General features: G+C 35.1%; 19 protein-coding genes. 5 read left to right on the plus strand and 14 right to left on the minus strand.

Annotation, left to right across the window (positions count from 1 at the left end):
- Positions 1 to 6 precede the first annotated feature (6 nt).
- From NSS71_RS19075 to NSS71_RS19085, 3 genes are all read right to left on the minus strand, one after another.
- Positions 7 to 678, minus strand: a complete 672-nt coding sequence (locus tag NSS71_RS19075; RefSeq protein WP_047940984.1) for a response regulator transcription factor — start codon at positions 676 to 678, stop codon at positions 7 to 9.
- A 77-nt stretch (positions 679 to 755) separates the two neighbouring features.
- Positions 756 to 2,498 carry a sensor histidine kinase gene (locus tag NSS71_RS19080; RefSeq protein WP_251687794.1) on the minus strand — a complete coding sequence of 581 codons (1,743 nt, stop codon included), beginning with the start codon at positions 2,496 to 2,498 and terminating at the stop codon, positions 756 to 758.
- A 555-nt stretch (positions 2,499 to 3,053) separates the two neighbouring features.
- Complete coding sequence (locus tag NSS71_RS19085) at positions 3,054 to 3,800, minus strand: SDR family oxidoreductase (protein WP_251687792.1); 747 nt, start codon at positions 3,798 to 3,800, stop codon at positions 3,054 to 3,056.
- A 157-nt stretch (positions 3,801 to 3,957) separates the two neighbouring features.
- Here NSS71_RS19085 and NSS71_RS19090 point away from each other — a divergent pair, with 157 nt between their 5' ends.
- Complete coding sequence (locus NSS71_RS19090; protein WP_061797150.1) at positions 3,958 to 4,332, plus strand: MerR family transcriptional regulator; 375 nt, start codon at positions 3,958 to 3,960, stop codon at positions 4,330 to 4,332.
- 337 nt (positions 4,333 to 4,669) lie between these two features.
- Here the strand turns inward: NSS71_RS19090 and NSS71_RS19095 are convergent, their stop codons facing one another.
- The 7 genes from NSS71_RS19095 to NSS71_RS19125 all read right to left on the minus strand — a co-directional run bounded on the left by NSS71_RS19095 (position 4,670) and on the right by NSS71_RS19125 (position 9,899).
- The gene (locus tag NSS71_RS19095; protein WP_095320374.1) at positions 4,670 to 5,152 is read right to left on the minus strand and encodes a methylated-DNA--[protein]-cysteine S-methyltransferase; all 483 of its coding nucleotides are present in this window, start codon (positions 5,150 to 5,152) and stop codon (positions 4,670 to 4,672) included.
- Positions 5,136 to 6,053, minus strand: coding sequence for a DNA-3-methyladenine glycosylase family protein (locus tag NSS71_RS19100; protein WP_251687790.1), 918 nt, complete (start codon positions 6,051 to 6,053; stop codon positions 5,136 to 5,138). The genes NSS71_RS19095 and NSS71_RS19100 overlap by 17 nt, the downstream gene beginning before the upstream one ends.
- Positions 6,040 to 6,612 (minus strand): bifunctional transcriptional activator/DNA repair enzyme AdaA, encoded by a 573-nt coding sequence (locus NSS71_RS19105; protein WP_047941053.1) that lies wholly within the window; start codon positions 6,610 to 6,612, stop codon positions 6,040 to 6,042. The genes NSS71_RS19100 and NSS71_RS19105 overlap by 14 nt, the downstream gene beginning before the upstream one ends.
- Before the next feature lie 16 nt (positions 6,613 to 6,628).
- On the minus strand, positions 6,629 to 7,411 hold the full coding sequence (locus tag NSS71_RS19110; RefSeq protein ID WP_341151923.1) for an isocitrate lyase/PEP mutase family protein: 783 nt from the start codon (positions 7,409 to 7,411) through the stop codon (positions 6,629 to 6,631).
- Positions 7,412 to 7,664: 253 nt separating this feature from the next.
- On the minus strand, positions 7,665 to 8,393 hold the full coding sequence (locus tag NSS71_RS19115) for an amino acid ABC transporter ATP-binding protein (RefSeq protein ID WP_061797312.1): 729 nt from the start codon (positions 8,391 to 8,393) through the stop codon (positions 7,665 to 7,667).
- Between the two features lie 26 nt (positions 8,394 to 8,419).
- Positions 8,420 to 9,085, minus strand: a complete 666-nt coding sequence (locus NSS71_RS19120; protein WP_047940992.1) for an amino acid ABC transporter permease — start codon at positions 9,083 to 9,085, stop codon at positions 8,420 to 8,422.
- A gap of 31 nt (positions 9,086 to 9,116) precedes the next feature.
- Positions 9,117 to 9,899 (minus strand): transporter substrate-binding domain-containing protein, encoded by a 783-nt coding sequence (locus NSS71_RS19125; protein ID WP_047940993.1) that lies wholly within the window; start codon positions 9,897 to 9,899, stop codon positions 9,117 to 9,119.
- Positions 9,900 to 10,498: 599 nt separating this feature from the next.
- Between NSS71_RS19125 and NSS71_RS19130 the strand changes: the two genes are divergently transcribed.
- Positions 10,499 to 11,224, plus strand: a complete 726-nt coding sequence (locus tag NSS71_RS19130) for a hypothetical protein (protein ID WP_061797162.1) — start codon at positions 10,499 to 10,501, stop codon at positions 11,222 to 11,224.
- A 520-nt stretch (positions 11,225 to 11,744) separates the two neighbouring features.
- Here NSS71_RS19130 and pdxR read toward each other — a convergent pair.
- Positions 11,745 to 13,178: a MocR-like pyridoxine biosynthesis transcription factor PdxR gene (gene pdxR, locus NSS71_RS19135; RefSeq protein WP_061797167.1), complete on the minus strand. Its 1,434-nt coding sequence runs from the start codon at positions 13,176 to 13,178 to the stop codon at positions 11,745 to 11,747.
- Between the two features lie 96 nt (positions 13,179 to 13,274).
- Between pdxR and NSS71_RS19140 the strand changes: the two genes are divergently transcribed.
- Positions 13,275 to 14,237, plus strand: a complete 963-nt coding sequence (locus tag NSS71_RS19140) for a DMT family transporter (protein WP_373694329.1) — start codon at positions 13,275 to 13,277, stop codon at positions 14,235 to 14,237.
- A 257-nt stretch (positions 14,238 to 14,494) separates the two neighbouring features.
- On the opposite strand, the gene NSS71_RS19145 is transcribed toward NSS71_RS19140, so the two are convergent.
- The 3 genes from NSS71_RS19145 to NSS71_RS19155 form a co-directional block, all read right to left on the minus strand.
- Positions 14,495 to 15,451 (minus strand): TRM11 family SAM-dependent methyltransferase, encoded by a 957-nt coding sequence (locus tag NSS71_RS19145; protein WP_341133341.1) that lies wholly within the window; start codon positions 15,449 to 15,451, stop codon positions 14,495 to 14,497.
- 110 nt (positions 15,452 to 15,561) lie between these two features.
- The gene (locus NSS71_RS19150; protein ID WP_341151924.1) at positions 15,562 to 16,041 is read right to left on the minus strand and encodes a hypothetical protein; all 480 of its coding nucleotides are present in this window, start codon (positions 16,039 to 16,041) and stop codon (positions 15,562 to 15,564) included.
- Positions 16,042 to 16,146: 105 nt separating this feature from the next.
- A complete protein-coding gene (locus NSS71_RS19155; RefSeq protein ID WP_095258330.1) occupies positions 16,147 to 16,794 on the minus strand; it encodes an RNA polymerase sigma factor in 648 nt (215 codons plus the stop codon).
- Positions 16,795 to 16,887: 93 nt separating this feature from the next.
- Here NSS71_RS19155 and NSS71_RS19160 point away from each other — a divergent pair, with 93 nt between their 5' ends.
- Both NSS71_RS19160 and NSS71_RS19165 read left to right on the plus strand, forming a co-directional pair.
- Positions 16,888 to 17,316 carry a VOC family protein gene (locus NSS71_RS19160; RefSeq protein ID WP_095258331.1) on the plus strand — a complete coding sequence of 143 codons (429 nt, stop codon included), beginning with the start codon at positions 16,888 to 16,890 and terminating at the stop codon, positions 17,314 to 17,316.
- Positions 17,317 to 17,590: 274 nt separating this feature from the next.
- Complete coding sequence (locus NSS71_RS19165; protein WP_095258343.1) at positions 17,591 to 18,694, plus strand: hypothetical protein; 1,104 nt, start codon at positions 17,591 to 17,593, stop codon at positions 18,692 to 18,694.
- Positions 18,695 to 18,935 lie beyond the last annotated feature (241 nt).

The raw sequence follows: 18,935 nt of genomic DNA on the forward strand, positions 1-18,935 counted from the left end.
TTTCTTTTATTCAAACTTATAGCCTGTTCCAATAACAGTCCGGATATGATGGGATTCAAAGCTTAATTTAGCCCTAAGCTTTTTAATATGTGTATCCACAACTCGACTATCACCATCGAAGTCGAATCCCCATACATGATTCAAAATTGTTTCACGTGAAAGGACATTATTTTTATGCTGAAGCAAGAAAACTAATAATTCATATTCCTTTGGCGTCAATTCGACTTGTTGGCCTGCAAGCTGAAGCTGATGAGACTTTGTATTAACAATTGCCTCACCGAAGCTTATCATATGACCGGTCGGCAGATAATGCTCTTTTGCCCGTTTCATTAAAGAATTAGCGCGTGCTACTAACACTTTTGGACTGAACGGCTTGGTAACATAATCATCAGCTCCAAGTTCAAAGCCATGGATTTTATCATCATCACTGGATTTCGCTGTCAGCAGAATAATGGGTACGCCAGAGTTCATGCGAACCTGCTTGGTGACAGCAAACCCATCCATTTGCGGCATCATAATATCAAGAATAACTAAATCAGGATATATAGCATCAAACCAATCTATTGCACTGCTGCCATTATCCGTTTCATATACTTCCCAGCCGTCCTTTTTAAAATAATCAGCTACGACTTCTCGAATTCTCACTTCATCCTCGACAAGCAATACTTTCTTCCCCATCGTGAATCTTCCTTCCAATTTAAAGATATTAACAAGGTTATATGTCTTTCATGTGTCCTAATAAGAAATTATTACCATTAACAAAAGTAAATATAGAAACGCACACCGCCTGGTATGTTTTCTGCTCCATAATGAAAGCCATGCAGGCTAAGTATTTGCTGAACAATGGCCAATCCTAATCCTGTCCCACCCGTCATTCGGCTGCGAGAAGATTCAGCCCGATAGAAACGTTTCCAGATTTTATCCAGCTGTTCTTCTGGTATCTGTGCACCTGTATTTTCGATTTGGAACACACTGTTGCCATTTTCCTGATCTAATTCGATACGAATCCTAATGACAGAGTCAGGTTCGCTGTGGCGGATTGCATTAATAAGAAGATTTTTCATTACCCGTTCCATCCACTCATAATCTGCCAAAATATGCTGTTCATTCTTCGGCATGATTTCAATTACCACATTTTTCTCTTTGGCTATGCAAAATAGTTTATTTGCCAAATCCTCAATCATTTCACTAAGCAAGAAAGATGTTTTCCGTAGTTTGATTGCACCATTCTCCAACTTAGCCAAATCCAGCATATTCTTAATCAGCACTTCCATCTTTTCTGATTCCTCAATAATTACTTCTATATAGTGATCTTGTTTATCAGGACTGATTCCATCTTGCAGTCCCTCTGCAAAGCTTTTAACAATACTAAGAGGGGTCTTCAGTTCATGGGAAGCATGTTCGAAAAATTCACGTTGCTCCTTCTCCATTTGCAGTCGTTTTTCCATATCTTCCTTCAGCTTTCCGTTGGCTTCTTTCAAACCATTTAATGCAATATCCAAGTTTTGCGCCATAACTAGCATGTTGTTCGCCAAACTCCCCAGCTCATCCTTCTGCTTAATCGGCTTCAGCGATGTGAAGTCTAGATGCACCATTTTTTTTGCCATTTCATTTAGCTTAATTAATGGTCTACTAACAAGACGAGAGAAGAATAACGACAATAAAAGAATGAGAATAAAGCCAGCAATCCCGATATATACATAAAATATTCGGAGTGATTCATTGGTATCTCTGATTTCCTGAAGAGATGTGACAGAGAACATAATTTGCATTTCTCCGTCTTTCTTAATTGGCTCCATTAATACTAAATAATGTTTTCCACTCCATGACTCCACCCAGTCTAGCTGCAGGCTTTCTCCTTCGGAAAGCTGCTTTATCTGCTTCTCTTGAAGAGGAAACCATTCCAATAGTGCATCATAGAGAATTCCTAACCCTCTACTTGCCACTTTCCCCTTAGGCAGCGAAATACTTTTTACCTTCCCTTTGATGGTCACTTCATTCTCAGCCTGACTTTCTCCGACACTAGAGCTATCCTTCGTAATAATAGATGGATAAATGACTGAAGGAACTAGAGCATCTACTTCCCCTTGCACAATCACTTTATCTCCCTTTGCAATATTTAATGCTTGTACTTGTTTTCCGTAATCTGTGATGAGTAACGAAAGCGATACTTCCACAATTTCGCCATCCTCTGTATCCAACATGATATTAAAAGGATCTTGTACCAACTGATAACCTTCTGTGTCCACAATCGTCAACGGACTTTTTGTCTTCTTTATGTAGGACAAGGTCTGTTTTGTCAGTTCTGCTTCACTCCAAGAATTTTGCTCATATCCCTCTGCTAACTGATGGATGTGCCTTGCTGCTTCTTTCGTTTTATGATGTTGATAAAAACGGTCAAAGAATACTAACTGAAATATCATAATCATGGCGTAAAACACCAAAAAGAATATAGACGTTACAGCGAATAACTTGACAGTAATACTGCGTTTTCTCATGTTATACTCCTTTGTTTCATACGGCAGTTTATTCCTAACTTAAACTTAAGCTATGGATATGTTTTTTGTGTGTCCACATGTAATCCTCCATATAGTAACCATTTTTTTCAAGTTAGGGAACCCCTTTTTATCTATCTCTCTTATTTAAAAAGAAGAAATCATAGTTTAAACGAATCTGGATTAAGTAATGGCGATATGCTGTATTTTAGTGACATAGTTTATTTGTCCAGCAGAAATCACCTTTTTTTGTACAGTAATTATTCAATAGAGACTAGGGAGGAAAGCTAAAAGGGGACCATTAATGACCTATAGAACTATAAACTAGCGTAGTACTAGATTGGTTGTAAGGTAGAGATAGTGGGATTTTAGAAACTTTTTAACGATGGAGATAAGCTAATTGGAAACATACGTAAAAGCTTCTTCTAGTTATTTACCAAACGTAAAAGACGGAATTTGCCCAAATATGGACAAATTCCGTCTTTGTTTTCATGATTGCTGTCTATAGGAATGAATATGTTAACTATCCATATAAAATGTTACTTTTTTCTTTTACTATCAAAGTTGTTGCCTTGTTGGACGTACTAATATTTCATTTACTCCTACTTCTTCTGGCTGATTAATTGCATAATAAATTGCTTCAGCAATATTTTCTGGCTCAATACCCACAGACTCTTCAATTTGGTTTATCGCATTTTTTTGTTCTTGATCTGTAATATGTTTTGATAATTCAGTAAGGATAGATCCTGGTGAAATAATTGTAGATCTAATATTGCTATCTGAAGATTCTTCTAAACGTAATCCTTCACTTATTGATCTCACAGCTGATTTTGTAGCACAGTAAACAGCACTACCAGGAAAAACAATATGGCCAGCAATACTTGATAGATTAATTATATGACCATTGTTTTGTTCACGCATATAAGGTAAAACAGCATAAATACCATAAAGGACACCTTTAATATTTACATCTACCATTAAATCCCATTCGTGAATTTTTCTATTTTTAAGTTCAGATAGAGGCATTACCCCTGCATTATTAATAAGGACATCAATTTTTCCGAATTTTTCTGAAGCAAATGATGCAAGTTCTTCCATTTGATGAGCATTAGTAACATCAGTAACTTTGTAAACAGCCGTGCCACCGTTTTCGTTAATAGTAGTAGTAATTTCTTCTAATAAGTCTTTACGACGTGCAGCTAATACAACGTTCGCTCCATTATTTGCCAACTTTATAGCTGTAGCTTTCCCTATTCCACTAGAAGCTCCAGTAATAATAACGGTTTTATTTTCTACATTGTTCATTTGTAATTCCTCCTTGTTTGATGTAAATTAAGTATATCAATTAAACTTTGGTTTAACGCAAGCTAAAACAAAAGTGCTTTCATATCAATATTTAGAACCCATCAAAAGATTTTAAATAAAAATCATAATTAAAGTAACTTTAATTAAAGGAGGAAAAATGAAGTATATAGATGAAATTGCAAAAACAAGGAATTTAACTGAATCTACATTGAGATATTATGAAAAAGAAAAGATTATACCAAGAGCACCACGAGATAAGAATGGGCATAGAATTTATACAGATGAAATTGTTGAGTGGGTAGATTTTATCATAAGTTTAAAAGAAACTGGGATGCCACTGAAAAAAATAAGAAGTTACGCTGAATTATATAATCATGGTGATGAAACATTAAGAGAAAGAAAAGAGATGATGCTTCAACACAAAAAAAGTGTAAAAGAGCATATTAATAAAACCGTAGAACATTTAGAAAAGATAAATTATAAAATTGCTTTATATGATGTTCAACTAGAAGAAGTAAAAAGAATGCCTTAAAAGATAATCGGCAAAAAATATATGCCGTTCTTTGAAATTATATTAATTAACAATCTGTAAACAACGTAGGGCAACTTATATAGAAAGTAGGTTCCATACATATTAATTGATGATACTGATAGAATGTTCTTGTCCAACTACAAGAAAGACAATCTCATCCGTTTATGTATATCACAAGCACAAGATCATCAAATAAGATTAGGAGTAAAAAAGATAGCTGAAACCATTACCTTATTGAGTAATAAAAGGAACTATTATTACTCTCTTCTATGATAAAAATACAAAATCCACACCAATCTTTATCATGATTGGTGTGGATTATTATTAAACATTTTAATTACTTGTGATACGTTCTCTCATGTTGAAGAAGCCATTCTTTCCTCCATAGACCTCCTGCATAGCCAGTTAATGTCCCATTTGAACCGATTACTCTGTGACAAGGAATGACAATGCTTAACTTGTTTTTTCCATTTGCACTTCCTACAGCTCTAATCGCTCTTTCATTCCCGATAGAAATGGCTATATCCTTATAGGACCCCGTTTCAGCATACGGTATTTTTATTAAAGCGTTCCATACCGCGCTTTGAAAATCTGTTCCTTCCAATTGGTATGGGATGGAAAATTCATGACGCTTGCCTTTAAAATATTCGTCGAGCTGGTTATAGCATTCTACTAAAACGAAAGGAGTTTCTGGTTGTAATGAATTCACGCTCTTATCATTTTCTTCAGAAAATAAAATAGAAATAATTGCTTCATGGGTACCAATTATTTCTATCTTTCCAATCGGCGATTCATAATCTAATTTATGTATTTTTGTCATATAATGACCTCCAAAGATAAAAAGTTGCATATGCCTGCCAGCCTTTCCAACCTTCTGCTAATTCTTCTGTTTTTTCTATAGTCGGTTTACTCTTAAGCTCTAGTACATTCTTTAATGCATTATGAAGGCCGACATCTGAAACTGGGAAGGAGGAGGTGTAGTGGAGGCATTTCATCATGACATACTCTGCCGTCCATGCTCCTATCCCTCTTATCAACAGAAGAGATTTTTTTACTTGATGATCATCTTGTTTCATAAGTAATAATTCTTTTGTTAATTTGCCGCTTTGCATATCTTTAGCAATGCCAATGATGTATTCAGCCTTCCTTGTAGTAAATTGAAGTTCCCTTAAATCATCGACATGGATGGACGCAATTTTTTCAAATGAGGGGAATAACCAAAAGGTTTTCTCTTGGAATGTCAGGCTTTCTCCATATTTTTCAACAAAACGTTTCTTTAAAGTATAAGCAAATGTTAAATTAATTTGCTGACCCATAATTGCCCACACGATCGCCTCAAATAAATCGGGAATGCACATAATTCTTAAACCATGATATTTATGGGTAAGTGTCCTTAACACCTTATCTTTATCTGCGACTTGGTAAAAGCTCTCCAAATCCTGATCCAAATCAAACCATTCCCAAATATACTCCGCCACTTTTTTGTGGATGTCATTGGATTCAGGATTCAATGGAAATTCGACCTTTATGGCATGATTGATTGATCCAACTTTACATAAAATCAACGATTCATTCACTTTTATCAATTTGTATAAAAATCCCTCTTCCATCCGATGAAGCACTTCCTGATCGGATCTGCCTAAAAAAACTAAACACTCTTCAAAATTAAATTCCTTTGGAGGATAAATCTCTATATAAGATTCATAATCAATCCAATTCATGTTGGTATCCCTTGCGATATTCACTAGGAGAACAGTTTTTTATGCTTCTAAATACTTTGTAAAAATTAGAGGAACTCTGAAAACCCACCTCATAACAAATTTCTAGGTTTGTCATAGCAGTGCTTTTGAGAAGGTGGGCCGCTTTATCAATGCGTATTTTTTCTAAATAAGCACGTGGAGTTTCAGCAGTTTCCTTTTTAAACAATCGTTCCAAATAAAAGGGACTCAAACCGACATGGGCTGCTATATCCTTTAATATCAAATTTTGTTTATAATGATTGACTAGGAAGGTAATGATATTTCTGACAAGTTCAATATGAGGAGAATGCTCAACTTCTGGCTGGCACCTTTTGCAAGGACGGTACCCAGCTTTTTCAACTTCATTCCTATCATGGTAAAATTCAACATTTTTCTTTTTAGGCTTCCTTGATCTGCAGGAAGGACGGCAATATATTTTTGTTGTTTTTACTGCGGTAAAAAATATCCCATCATACTTACGATCACAACTGATGATCTTCTCCCACATCTCTTCAAATGAAAGATTGAGATTAGTCGACATATAAACCACTATCCTTTCATCCTAGTGCTTCTTTTTCATACAAAGAGGACGTATCCTTAAGCTCTAATAATTTGCCAGCCTTTTTTTCTAAATAAGCAATTACACTATCAGATAGGGCATTTCCAAAACTAAATCGTCTTACTCCTAATTCTTTAAGCATATTACAATTCGTCAGCCCAGGTAAAGATAATAGATTTAGTGGAGCGCTAACATTCTTTGTAATTTCTTTAATTTCCTTTTCCTCTCTTAACCCAGGAACAAAAATCCCGCTGGCACCACTCTCCACATATGCATGAGCTCGTTCCATTGTTTCCAGCAAGGGATTTTTCCCCTTTAAGTAAGTATCCGTTCTGGCATTGATATAAAAGTCTTTATAACCACTTCTATCTAAGGCTGCCCTCATTTTTTCCATTAGTTTACAATGTTGCGTTATTTCTCTCAATTCATTTGATTTTTTCAATGAATCCTCTATATTGATACCAGCAACTCCAATCTCAGCTGTCCTTAATACATTATTAATAATCTTATCAGGATCCTCACTGTATCCAGCTTCAATATCAGCGGAAACAGGGATTTTTACATTCTCTGTAATCGTTTGGATTATAGCTAAGTGTCGATCAAAATCAATTAATTCTCCATCTGAATATCCTAATGAGTTAGCAATTCCCCAACTAGTTGTACCAATTGCTTTAAATCCAGCCTTTTCTAGTGTTAAAGCTGAAAGAATATCCCAGGCATTTCCAAGAAATAATAAATCATCTGAAAAGTGTAGTTCCTTGAATTCCTTCATCATATTCATTTTTATTGTCCTCCAAATCTTTTATTGGACCTATTTTAACAAGTAATCTACCACCATTTCGTCCTCATTCTTGCTTTTATGGTCTGTCTTTGGAAAAGAAAAGTGAAGGAATATTATGCTCTTCTTAGCTCTATTAAAATGAATCATGAGTGGCTGTCTTCTTTAGATTTACAAGCGTATTTTACGAAATTTATCCAATTTACAAATACAATAACAAAGAAGTCCTGCCTAAAGTATAGACAGGACTTCTTTGTTATTTAAGCATCGTAGCTTTTAAAAATTCTTGTGTTCTTTCTTCTTTTGGATTGTTAAAAAATTGCTCAGCTGTACCGTGTTCAATAATTTTTCCATCATGCATATACACAATACTATCTGCTACTTCTTTAGCAAATCCCATTTCGTGGGTTACAACCACCATGGTCATTCCTTCTTCTGCTAAGTCTTTCATCGTTGTTAATACCTCTCCCACTAGCTCGGGATCCAGTGCTGATGTCGGCTCATCAAAGAGCATAATATCTGGTTCCATTGCAAGTGCTCTGGCAATGGCTACCCGCTGCTTTTGCCCACCTGATAGTTTACTAGGATAAACATCTGCCTTATCCTCTAAATCTACTTTTTGCAGTAACTGTTTTGCTTTGGAGATAGCTTTATCTTTGTCTACACCCTTTACCATGATAGGTGCTTCAATAATATTTTCCAGTACGGTTTTATGTGGAAATAAGTTGAAATTTTGAAATACCATTCCTACCTTTTCCCTAATTTTGTTCAAGTTATCGGTGCTTGGATTGACCTCATTCCCTTCAATGATAATGCTGCCGTTATCCTTTTTTTCTAAAAAATTCAAACAGCGAAGGAGGGTACTTTTTCCTGAACCACTTGATCCTATTAAACAAACGACATCACTTTCATAAACAGTCAAATCAATATTTTTCAATACATGTAAGTCTCCAAATGATTTATTCAATTGGTTTATTCTAATCATTTCTTTCTTGTTCAATTTCTTCGCCCCTATCTGTCGCTTACTGCTAATTTTAATTCAATTCGGTTTACTACAAATGTCAACAGTGCTACTAGTACTAAATAGTAGACAGCTACAATGAGTAAATAGGTCATTTCGTCAAAATTATTGGATCCTAGTGTTGTTGCTACATTGAACAGCTCATTCATGGAGATGAATGCAGCTAGCGAAGAATCTTTTAAACTAATGATAAATTGATTACCTAAAGGTGGCAGCGCGCGTCTAAATGCCTGTGGAAGAATAATTCTCCTTAATGTCAGTGCCTTTGTCATTCCCAAAGAACGTCCTGCTTCTAACTGACCTTTGTCAACTGCCTGAATTGCTCCACGAAGAATCTCAGAAATATAAGCTCCATTATGGAATGCTAACGCAAGGGAAGCAGCCCAAAAATCAGGAAGAAGGAAAATTCCACTTATTCCGAAATAGAGAATAAATATTTGAACAATCAGCGGTGTCCCGCGAACCAAATAGACATATGCATCGGAAATAAGCTCCAGCACTTTGATTTTAGAAATTTTTAATAAGGCAAAGATAAGCCCAATGACGATTCCGAGTACGATCGAAACAGCTGTCAGCTCTAATGTCAAAAGCATAGCTTTTAGGAATACACCTTTTGTTTCCGCTAGTATGTTAAAAAAATGTGAAAAACTTGGCAAAGTATTACTTCCTTTCTATTCTGGTATAAATTTATTCTGGTTTAGTGGTAATGTCCTCTCCAAAATATTTCATACTAATTCGAGTAAGTGTCCCGTCCTCTCGGAGTTTTTCCAAGGCTTGGTTTACTCGCTTCAATAGTTTTGGATTATCTTGAGGAAGAACTATCGCTTGTTCACTGCGATCAATTAACTGCTGGGCTTTAATCTCAAACCCTTCCTGTGCAGCACTTTTCCCTGTTACAAAATCTGTGATTACTGCATCATGGCGACCGCTGCTTAACGCTTGTAAAGCCGTAATATCACTGTCATATGTTTTTATTTTGTCCGTATACTTGGAGGCAGTATCGGCATATGTAGAACCTTTTGCAACGGCTACTTCCTTTCCTTTTAAATCTTTGACCGTCTTAATTGAACTATCTGGTCTGGTGAAAATTTGCGGGCCCGAGTAGTAGTAAGGGGTACTGAAGGCAACATGTTTGCTCCGCTGCGGATTAATGGTGTGACTGGCAACGGCTGCATCTGCACGTCCTGTTTTCACCCCTTCTACAATCCCTTTGAATTTAATTCGCTTCTGAACTGGTTTAAGCCCCATTTCTTTTGCAAGTGCTTCGCCAACTTCAATATCGAACCCTGACATGGTGAGATCGTTATTTATATAACTAAATGGCTTAAACTCACCAGAAGCAGCAAAAACAAATTGATTTTTATTAATCAGTTCAGATCCATCTGCAAGCTTCTCCTTTTCGGCACAAGCAGATAAAAGGCAGAGCCCGATTAAACTGAAGAACAGTAGTATCTTTTTATTCAACAACATGTTGGCTATCCATCCTTTTTCTTTCATTTACTTTTTACCATTACTTCTAACTTGATATATTACTTATGGAAATATATACCCTTTATCCTTCTGATAAAACAAAAAAAATCAGGTAGATTCAATAGTAGGTAGTTCTGTTTTTGTGGAGAAACACTATAATTTGCTAGCTTGCAATATAGCAAATAACACCCTAACCGCTTCTTAACAATAGATATTGTCATCGTGCAATCGGGGTGTTATTTTGCTTGTTATTTGGTATGTCATTTTTATTTCATTCAGGAAATTTCAATAGTTTTAATTCTGATGCCTGCTACAAGAAATATATTTTTACACTTAAATAAATGTGTTCACATAAAAGACAAAATCCAGAAGAAAATCCATTTTGTTCAATTCCTATTCAAAAGGGATTTTTTGTGTTTGCTGTTAAATAGGAATTGATGTGATATTTCTGAGAAAGATGTCCATGCCTACTACCAATATTCCAATGTTTTACTATATTAAAATTAGCAGAATAACTGGTTCAAAATCTCTGAGTATGGTTTTGTTATGTAGATTTAGGTTATTTACTGTACATAACCTAAAAATTTGGTGGGATTAAAATGACGATTAGTCTAAGTCTTGTTTTTGTAATTGGATTTATTTTTATTCACTTCTTTTCTAAAACAATGAAGTTTATCAAAGATTCACCTAGAAGTAGATTTCTCTCAATTGCTGGTGGTATAGCAGTTTCTTATGTATTTATCCATCTAATGCCCGAGTTAAGCAAACATCAAAGAGTATTAGAGCAATTAGGAGATAAAGGAATTTTTCACCTATTTGAAAATCACGCCTATCTGATAGCTCTGCTGGGATTAACTATTTTCTATGGACTAGAAAAAATGGTTAAAAACTCAAAAAAAGAAAGTGGGACGAAAAAATCGAAAACCGGTGTATTTTGGATTCATATAACATCTTTTTTTGTATATAACGCGCTAATTGGTTATCTTTTGATTAGAGAAACATATAGAAGCAACTGGGGAATGTTATTCTACTTCTTAGCAATGGCGGTTCATTTTGTTACCAATGATCACAGTTTAAGAAAAGATCACAAAGAAATATATGACCATTTTGGTAGATGGTTACTAACATTAGCAATATTATTTGGATGGCTGGTTGGCTTATTTACCGAATTAAAAGAAATTTATATTTCCATGCTCACAGCATTCTTGGCAGGGGGGATAATTTTAAATGTACTGAAGGAAGAGTTACCAGAAGAAAGAGAGAGCAGTTTCGTTGCTTTTTTCCTTGGTTTGGTGAGCTATTCTGTCTTGTTATTGCTTGTTTAGCTAGAAAGTTTTGAAGTATTTAAATAGCCAAAGCATAAGTAAGAAACAAGAAAGCTTGTAAATAATACTACTTAAACAAAAAGATCCGTCTGTTAAATAAAGGGATACATTTTTACTAATAGGAAAAAAATAGGAATATCTATAAAACGACATTCCTAAATTATTACTGATAAACTTATTTCTATTAACGCTTAGAAATTGTAATGAGAAATAATATTACCTAAACCTAATATGCTTGTATATATTTCCATATGTGATTTGAGAATCCAAATAGAACCAGTAAAGAATGGTTCACTAATTAATGATAGTTCGGCCAAGACAATATGTTTTATATTATAGGGAACCATCACCATTTTTTCTTTACTGCAAATTTCCCTTCTAGAACAAGATATACACTCATTGTTAGAGCAGTAAGTACATATTTCTTAATTGTTTATTTGCCTATAAGCGGAATAGATAACCAAGGTAAAGTAACCATTAGAATGAGAAGCCATTTTTTTCACAGCATAATATTTACAATCTAACTATCTACAAGTTCCCTTAAAATTTTGCTTAACTGGTAAATTCCCTTTTTCAAGTCAGCGATGGAGGCATAGCTATAAGAAAGGCGAAGATAACGGTTAGAATTTTGACCATATATACTTCCAGGGTTCAGTAATATGCCTCTGTCTAAGGCTTTTACATAAAGTTCTTTCATGGAAATTTTTGAAGTTATTTTTAACCAAATAAAGAATCCACCCTTTGGTGTATACCAAGAAGCTATATCGCTTAAATAATATTCTAATGTTTCTAACATGACTGTCCGTCTTTTTTTTAACTCTTCTCGTACCAAGCCAAGGTGCTGTTCATATAACCCACTTTTAAACCATTCAGCTGCTACTCTTTGAGATATGGAGCTGGAACCATAATCTGTCTGCATTTTAATATCGGATAATCGTTCAATGACTGGTTCTGGCCCAACAATCCATCCAATCCTTAAACCAGGGCTTAACGATTTAGATAGACTGCCTAAATACAATACATGACCATGTTTATCATTTGCCTTAATAGGAGAAGGTGGGATTTCATCAAGCCATAATTCTCGATAAATATCGTCTTCAATCATAGGAAGCTGTTCCTTTTTACAAATGCTAAGGAGCTCTTGGCGTCGTTTGTCAGGCATTAAGATACCTGTAGGGTTATGAAAACAAGGAATTGAATACAAAATGGCTCTGTTGCGTTGTTTATTTGTGATGGAAATAGAGTTAGGTATAAGTCCATCTTCATCAATTGGTAGTCCTGTAAGCTTCATCCCAGCAGATTGAAAAACACGAAGGGAATAAAGATAGGAAGGTTGTTCCAGTAAAACACTTGAACCTCTATGGAGTAGCCCCACTGAAATTAATTGCAGAGCCTGTAATGCACCAGACACAATTAAAATGGAAGAAGGGGAAGCCTGAATACCGATAGTTTTAAGATAATCACTCAAAGCTTCTCTTAAAGGAAGAAACCCTTTTGGTTCTTCATACCCAAAAGCCTCTAATTGGTCAGATACTCTTCTTAACACAGATTTCATTGTATCTAAGGGAAATAAATCTTTAGATAACTCCCCTTTGCTAAGTTGGATAAGATCAGCATTAGATTCGGCCAGATTTATTTCCTGTACAGTTGATTGACTTGGTCTAAGTAATCCAGATTTAACGTGTTCATCCCAATCAGGTGGTGGGTTTGTAGCCAATAAAGTCCATGTGTTATTCGCTACGTATGTGCCTAATCCAATTTTAGCCTCAATTAATCCATCAGCCATTAACTCTTCCAAAGCAGTAATAATTGTACTTCTATTAACCTCAAATCTTTTTGCTAATACCCTTTGGCTAGGTATTTTACTTCCGATCGGCCACTCTCCATTAGATATTTTCTCTTTAATAAAATCGATTATTTGTTGATATTTTGGAGTTTTAATTTTCAATACCAATTCCGTTTACCTCCTTATAAAATTTCCTAATCCCTTAAGTGGTTGGTTTTTTTCTTTTTTAACTGGTTGCAGACATTTTAACAAATCTTAAATACTATGGAAAAGAAAAATAGAATTGGTTGGAAATTTTATCGAGGATGTGAACATATGCCGTATAAATTGAATATTAGGATAGTAGTGGCAAATTGCCTTATAATTTTTGTTTGGGCATCAGCTTTTACAGGGATTCGGGTCGGATTACAATCTTATACACCTGAACACCTTGCCCTATTTAGAATGTTAGTGGGTTCTATATTACTCATAGGAATTGCTATTATTTTCAAAATGAAATTGCCTGAATTTAAAGATATTCCCATTATATTTTTGTTTGGATTTTTAGGCTTTACTGTATACCATTTGGCATTAAACATAGGAGAAAAGACAGTTAGTTCAGGAATTGCCAGTTTACTGGTCTCAACTACACCGATTATTTGCGCTTTTTTAGCTGGTTGGTTTCTCCAGGAAAAATTCGGAATATCAAAATGGATTGGATCTATTATTAGCTTTTTTGGAGTAGCTTTGATTTCCTTAGGAACATGGGGGTTTGGAACTGGCAGTGGAATTTTATTTATTCTTATAGCATCAATATCAGAAAGTTTTTATTTTGTTTTTCAAACGCATTATATTAAGAAGTATGGTTTTTTCGAATTTACTGTTTATACCATTATTGCTGGGACTATTTGTATGCTTTTTCTTCTCCCAGGTTTAGTAGGAGAAATTACAAACTCTTCATTAGCGTCCACTTTAAGCGTCATATATTTAGGGATTTTCCCTACCATTATTCCGTATATAATATTAGCTTACTTAACTTTACGTGTTGGGTCCTCTGTAGCAACTAGTTCGCTTTATTTAACTCCAGCACTTTCTTTTGTGATTGGGTGGTATTGGCTTGGTGAAAAACCAACACAGGTATCTCTATTAGGGGGACTACTAATATTAGCAGGGGTATCGTTTATTCATCTTAATTTAGAAAAATTACAAATTAGATTTAATTTGAGAAGAAAGGGATTTCAAAAATAAGTAAAGGAAGTTAAGTGAATTTGGATAATAAAAATAATCTGATATTGATATATCTCTTTAGAAATAGGAAGATTTCCATAATAATTGAATTAAAAAGGAATTAGCCTGTTAAGAAATATACTTAAAGTAATGGGGGCTTCGTTGAAGAAGACAACTTTGCAAATAAAACGATTGGTAATAAATCCAATCGTTTTGTTTGTTATCATATATTAGTTCATCTGGTATTAGTTAATCCTCATCTATTCCATCCCTATGCCTTAGCGGCAAACGATTATTTGCCGTATAAACTTTCCCTTTGGGACTTCACACCGATCTACTATTTCAAAACCTGCTTCACCCAGTATTCCATCTATATCTTCAGTCGTTACGATAACCATTTTTTTAGCAAAGCGACGGGCGCTTTGCAGCATTGCAAATTTTTCCTCATCGGAAACAACGGAGCAAAGATTATATGGCATGTCGATAATTGCCACATCATACATTTCTGTTATGTCTCTGATATCCCTTAAAAATACAGGACCAGAAAGTCCAAAATGGTCGAGATTGTTCCGAATTCCCTTCAGGACTAAAGGATTATAATCACTGCCTGTTATATTAACTCCCATCGATAAAGCCTCTACCAATACTGTCCCGATGCCACAGCATGGATCAATCACCTTCACTCCTCTTAATTCTGGAACTGCAATATTCACTAGCGCTCTAGCCACTCGGGTAGTTAGCGCAGTTGAGTAGTTATGAGGCTTTTGTTGGTGAATAAGCCACATACCCTGATTTTCCGAATAGTATCCGAAATACCATTTTCCTTTTAACTTGGTAATAGCGAATACTATCTCTGGATCATGAAGACTCGCTGCACCTGGAATCAAGCATCCAATTTGTCTAGCAATCCCTTTCCTTTCATCAAAATCCATTTTATCAAGGGGATCTATGTCCCGATAATTGATGCCGATTACCTTATAAGTACTAGGCAAAGAAGGCATTGCCTCTACCCTTTGTTTTAGCTCTTCTAACGTATCACCTGTAAATAGAACCGCTATTTTCTCTTTTATAAAAGGACTCCTGCTTGGGTCTCTATCTATTCTGCTCTCTAATACAAAGGCATGTAAGTCAGCATGAAATAGAGAACGAACTTCTAATTTACATAAATGTTCTTCTTCCTCCGCATAATTAAAGGTATATAAGAAGGTATTGGGGATCAACCTATTTTGACTCAAGTCCTTTCTCCTCCTTTTTGGATAAGCCCTTGAGCTGTTCCATTTTTCATGAAAATAGTAAAACGCCATACTCTTACATATGGAGTATGGCTGATTGTTTTCCTACATATTTAAATGGAAGATTTATTAAAGCCTTCTTCCCTTAAGTATTCACAAGCTTCCTCGTAACTGGAAAAACTATTTTCTAGATTGACTCCGGCATATATATTCCAAAACCCTTCTTCTTGAAAAAGGAGGAGCGTATTATTTTCCGTATCAATCCATGTTTCTTCTTCCACGATTTCTTCCTCCACCGTCTCTTCTTCTTGTATATTTGGTCCTAATGATTGAATGGATTTTTCAATAACTTCTATTAATTCTTCTTTTAAAAAATCTCTAATATTGACCATCCCTTTTTCGTCTGTCTCATACTCATTCAGCTTGTCTGCATATACAAATCCGTTTCCATTGGGATGTAAGTGATACACGACGTTCTTTTTATCACTTACACTTTCTGCATAATGAAAATTGACGCGTTTTAAAGAAACATTCTTTCGTTCTAATTGAGGGAACGACTCGATAATATTTAGTTTTTCTTCAAATGATAGCATATTTGCCTCCAGGATTTTTATTAATATTATTATAATTAGTCTCCGTTCTAATTGTGGGTAAAACTAATATACCACGTTTTGTTAGTATGAATATAGTTCAACTTACTAGGATGTAATTTCTAAAATATTTCCATCCGGGTCTATAACATAGAATAGAGAATGGATAGAACTTCTTCTGACCTTAAAATTTTGTGATTCTAATAGTCGATAAAGATAAAATATTTGCATCGGTTTTACTTCCCGTATTGCTTTAGTAAGTGCGATAATCATTTCTTGATTAGAAAAAGGAATTTCCATATCTTTATTATTATTTTGTAATTTTAGTTTCTTTCTAGCCCGATGAAGTGCTGTTTTAATCGACTCATTACTTATTCTTAACATGGATGCCATTTCTTTTGAAGTGTAGCTAAATACATCCTTCAAGGTAACCAGCATAGCCTGTTTTAAAGGTAAGGTAGTAAGTAAAATTTCTATTAAACCATCGTAATCTATAAAATCGCAGGCCTCTCCGAAAAGATCCTCATTAAATAAAATACTCTCTTTATATTTCCTTGTCTCATCGATAAACTGATTTTTTGCCACCGTACATAAGTAAGAAAATGTAAACTCCCTTTTCGGCTCTGCTTTTTTTATTTTATAAACCTTTAGGATTGTTTCTTGTACTAGATCCTCGGCTGTCCAAGGTGACCCTGACAACCTTAAGCAATATTTATAAAGTTTTTTAATCACAACCTCTATATCTTCAAAAACCATGTTTCCCCCTCTTTATATAAATTTATATATAAGTGTAACTTTTCCACTATTATATTCGTTATAAGGAAGAATTTCATTTCAAGGAGGAAAATTATGTTTAAAGTAGGTAGTATATTTATTCCCGTTACAGATATGAAGAAATCTACCGATTGGTATGTAAAGTTTCTTGGTGTGAAGATAATCGATAGTTGGGAGGATGGTGCCGGCTTTTATTTACCAGCTGGGACAACACAATTAGCCTTAGTAAAAGTAGAATCCCCCCAGCCTACTGAATTTATTATTAAAGGGGAGCAGAAGAACTCCTATTTTAATTTTGTCGTTGATGATATTGAAGCTGCTCATCAACAATTTAGAAACAATGGCATCGTTACTACAGAAATCGATGATTTTGGCGGAATGAAATTCTTTGATTTCTTTGACTTGGATGGTAACCCATTTAGTGTCGTTAATGAAGTGAGTAATTCTCCCTTCCACTCAGATAATGTAAGGAAAATGCAAGAAAGAGATAAAACAAATAAATAACTATTTATAAAAAAAGAATTATCCATTCTACTTCAATGGTAATTCTTTTTTCTTTTACAGCAGGATAAATTTATATGAACGGGAAGTTTTTGTGAAAAAGGTACCCTTTAGGTTAACGGATGCGCAAACTGTTCAACCATTGAAAATACAGTGTAAATCTATTAACCAAATGCTCCTATTCTATGAAAAATAAGTTATTCCCTGTTAACTTTGTTGCATATAGGGAATACATCTAGAATAATAGATAGAAGAATATACATAAGGACGTGACAACATGAAAAGACTAGCCTTGCTATTCTCAGGAGTACTCCTTGTTGTTTTCCTCATCTCTTGTTCGAAAAACACTCCTACTATTAAAGAAAGTGAACAACATGATGAAGAACAGACACAGGAAGAAAAGTCTTCTGGTGAGAAGAAAGCAATAAAAGAAGAGAATCCTCCGCCAGCCTACAAACCAATGGAACCAACAGAAGGTGCTTCTCCTCTAGACAAAAAGGTAGCTGAAGAGGAAATAGAGAAGATGCCGAGTGCAGAAGCCCGTGGGGAAGATCGCACTAGAATGGTTCCACTTGGAGAAACTTTGGTAAAGGGTGCTGATGACCAAACCGATGGTCCCTTAAAGAATCATAGACTTATAGCGTATTACGGACATCCAAACTCTACCAAAATGGGAATATTGGGAGAAATGGAACCAGATGAATTAATGGCAAAATTAAAAGAGCAAACCCAAGCATATTCAGATGCAGACCCTTCACGCCCTGCTGTACCAATGATTGAACTCATTTCTACCGTAGCACAGCGTGATCCAGGGACGGATGGGAAGTACTACCATCCAACTTCACCAGAGCAAATTGATGAATATTCCACTCTCGCGGAAGAAAACGATGCCCTGCTTATGCTAGATGTTCAACTTGGAACAGATTCCGTTCTAAATCAGGTGAAATTGCTTGAGAAATGGCTAAAGCTCCCTCATGTCCACCTAGCGATTGATACGGAATTTCATGTAAAAGAAGGACAAACTCCAGGTGTTAATCTTGGTCAAGTAGACGGAGCTGAAGTACAAGAAGCAGTGCAGTACTTAACGGAAATGGTAAAAGAAAATAATTTGCCCGATAAAATTGTCCTTGTCCATCAATTTATGGACGAAGCATTAACGAACAAAGAAGCCATCAAGCCAACCGAGAATGTAGAAGTAGCCTTAAATTATGACGGTTGGGGCGATTCTAATACTAAAATGGCACTCTATCGCAAATTCGTGCGCAATGAAGCAGTGCAATACGGTGGATTTAAAATCTTTTATAACAAAGATAAACCTGTGCTAAGTCCCGAAGAGGTCTTAAAGCTGGATCCAAGCCCTGCGATCATTAATTATCAATAAAGAGTTAATGTTTGTGAAAAAAGGGAGTTTCATTACTCCCTTTTTATTATGATCCCCCTCTTCTTCTTCATTCATATAATCTGCTACAAAGTCGCGCAAGAGCTCATAGAATTGGAAACCTACTTTTCTCTCATTTCATCCCTTGATCTGCCACTATTTATGATAAACTTCATCACTCTATTATTCGATTAATATATGAGCCACTCGAATTATAAAAGGTATATATCAACTATTCCACTTA

The sequence above is a fragment of the Niallia sp. FSL W8-0951 genome, assembly GCF_038006525.1.
GTDB lineage: Bacteria > Bacillota > Bacilli > Bacillales > Cytobacillaceae > Niallia > Niallia circulans.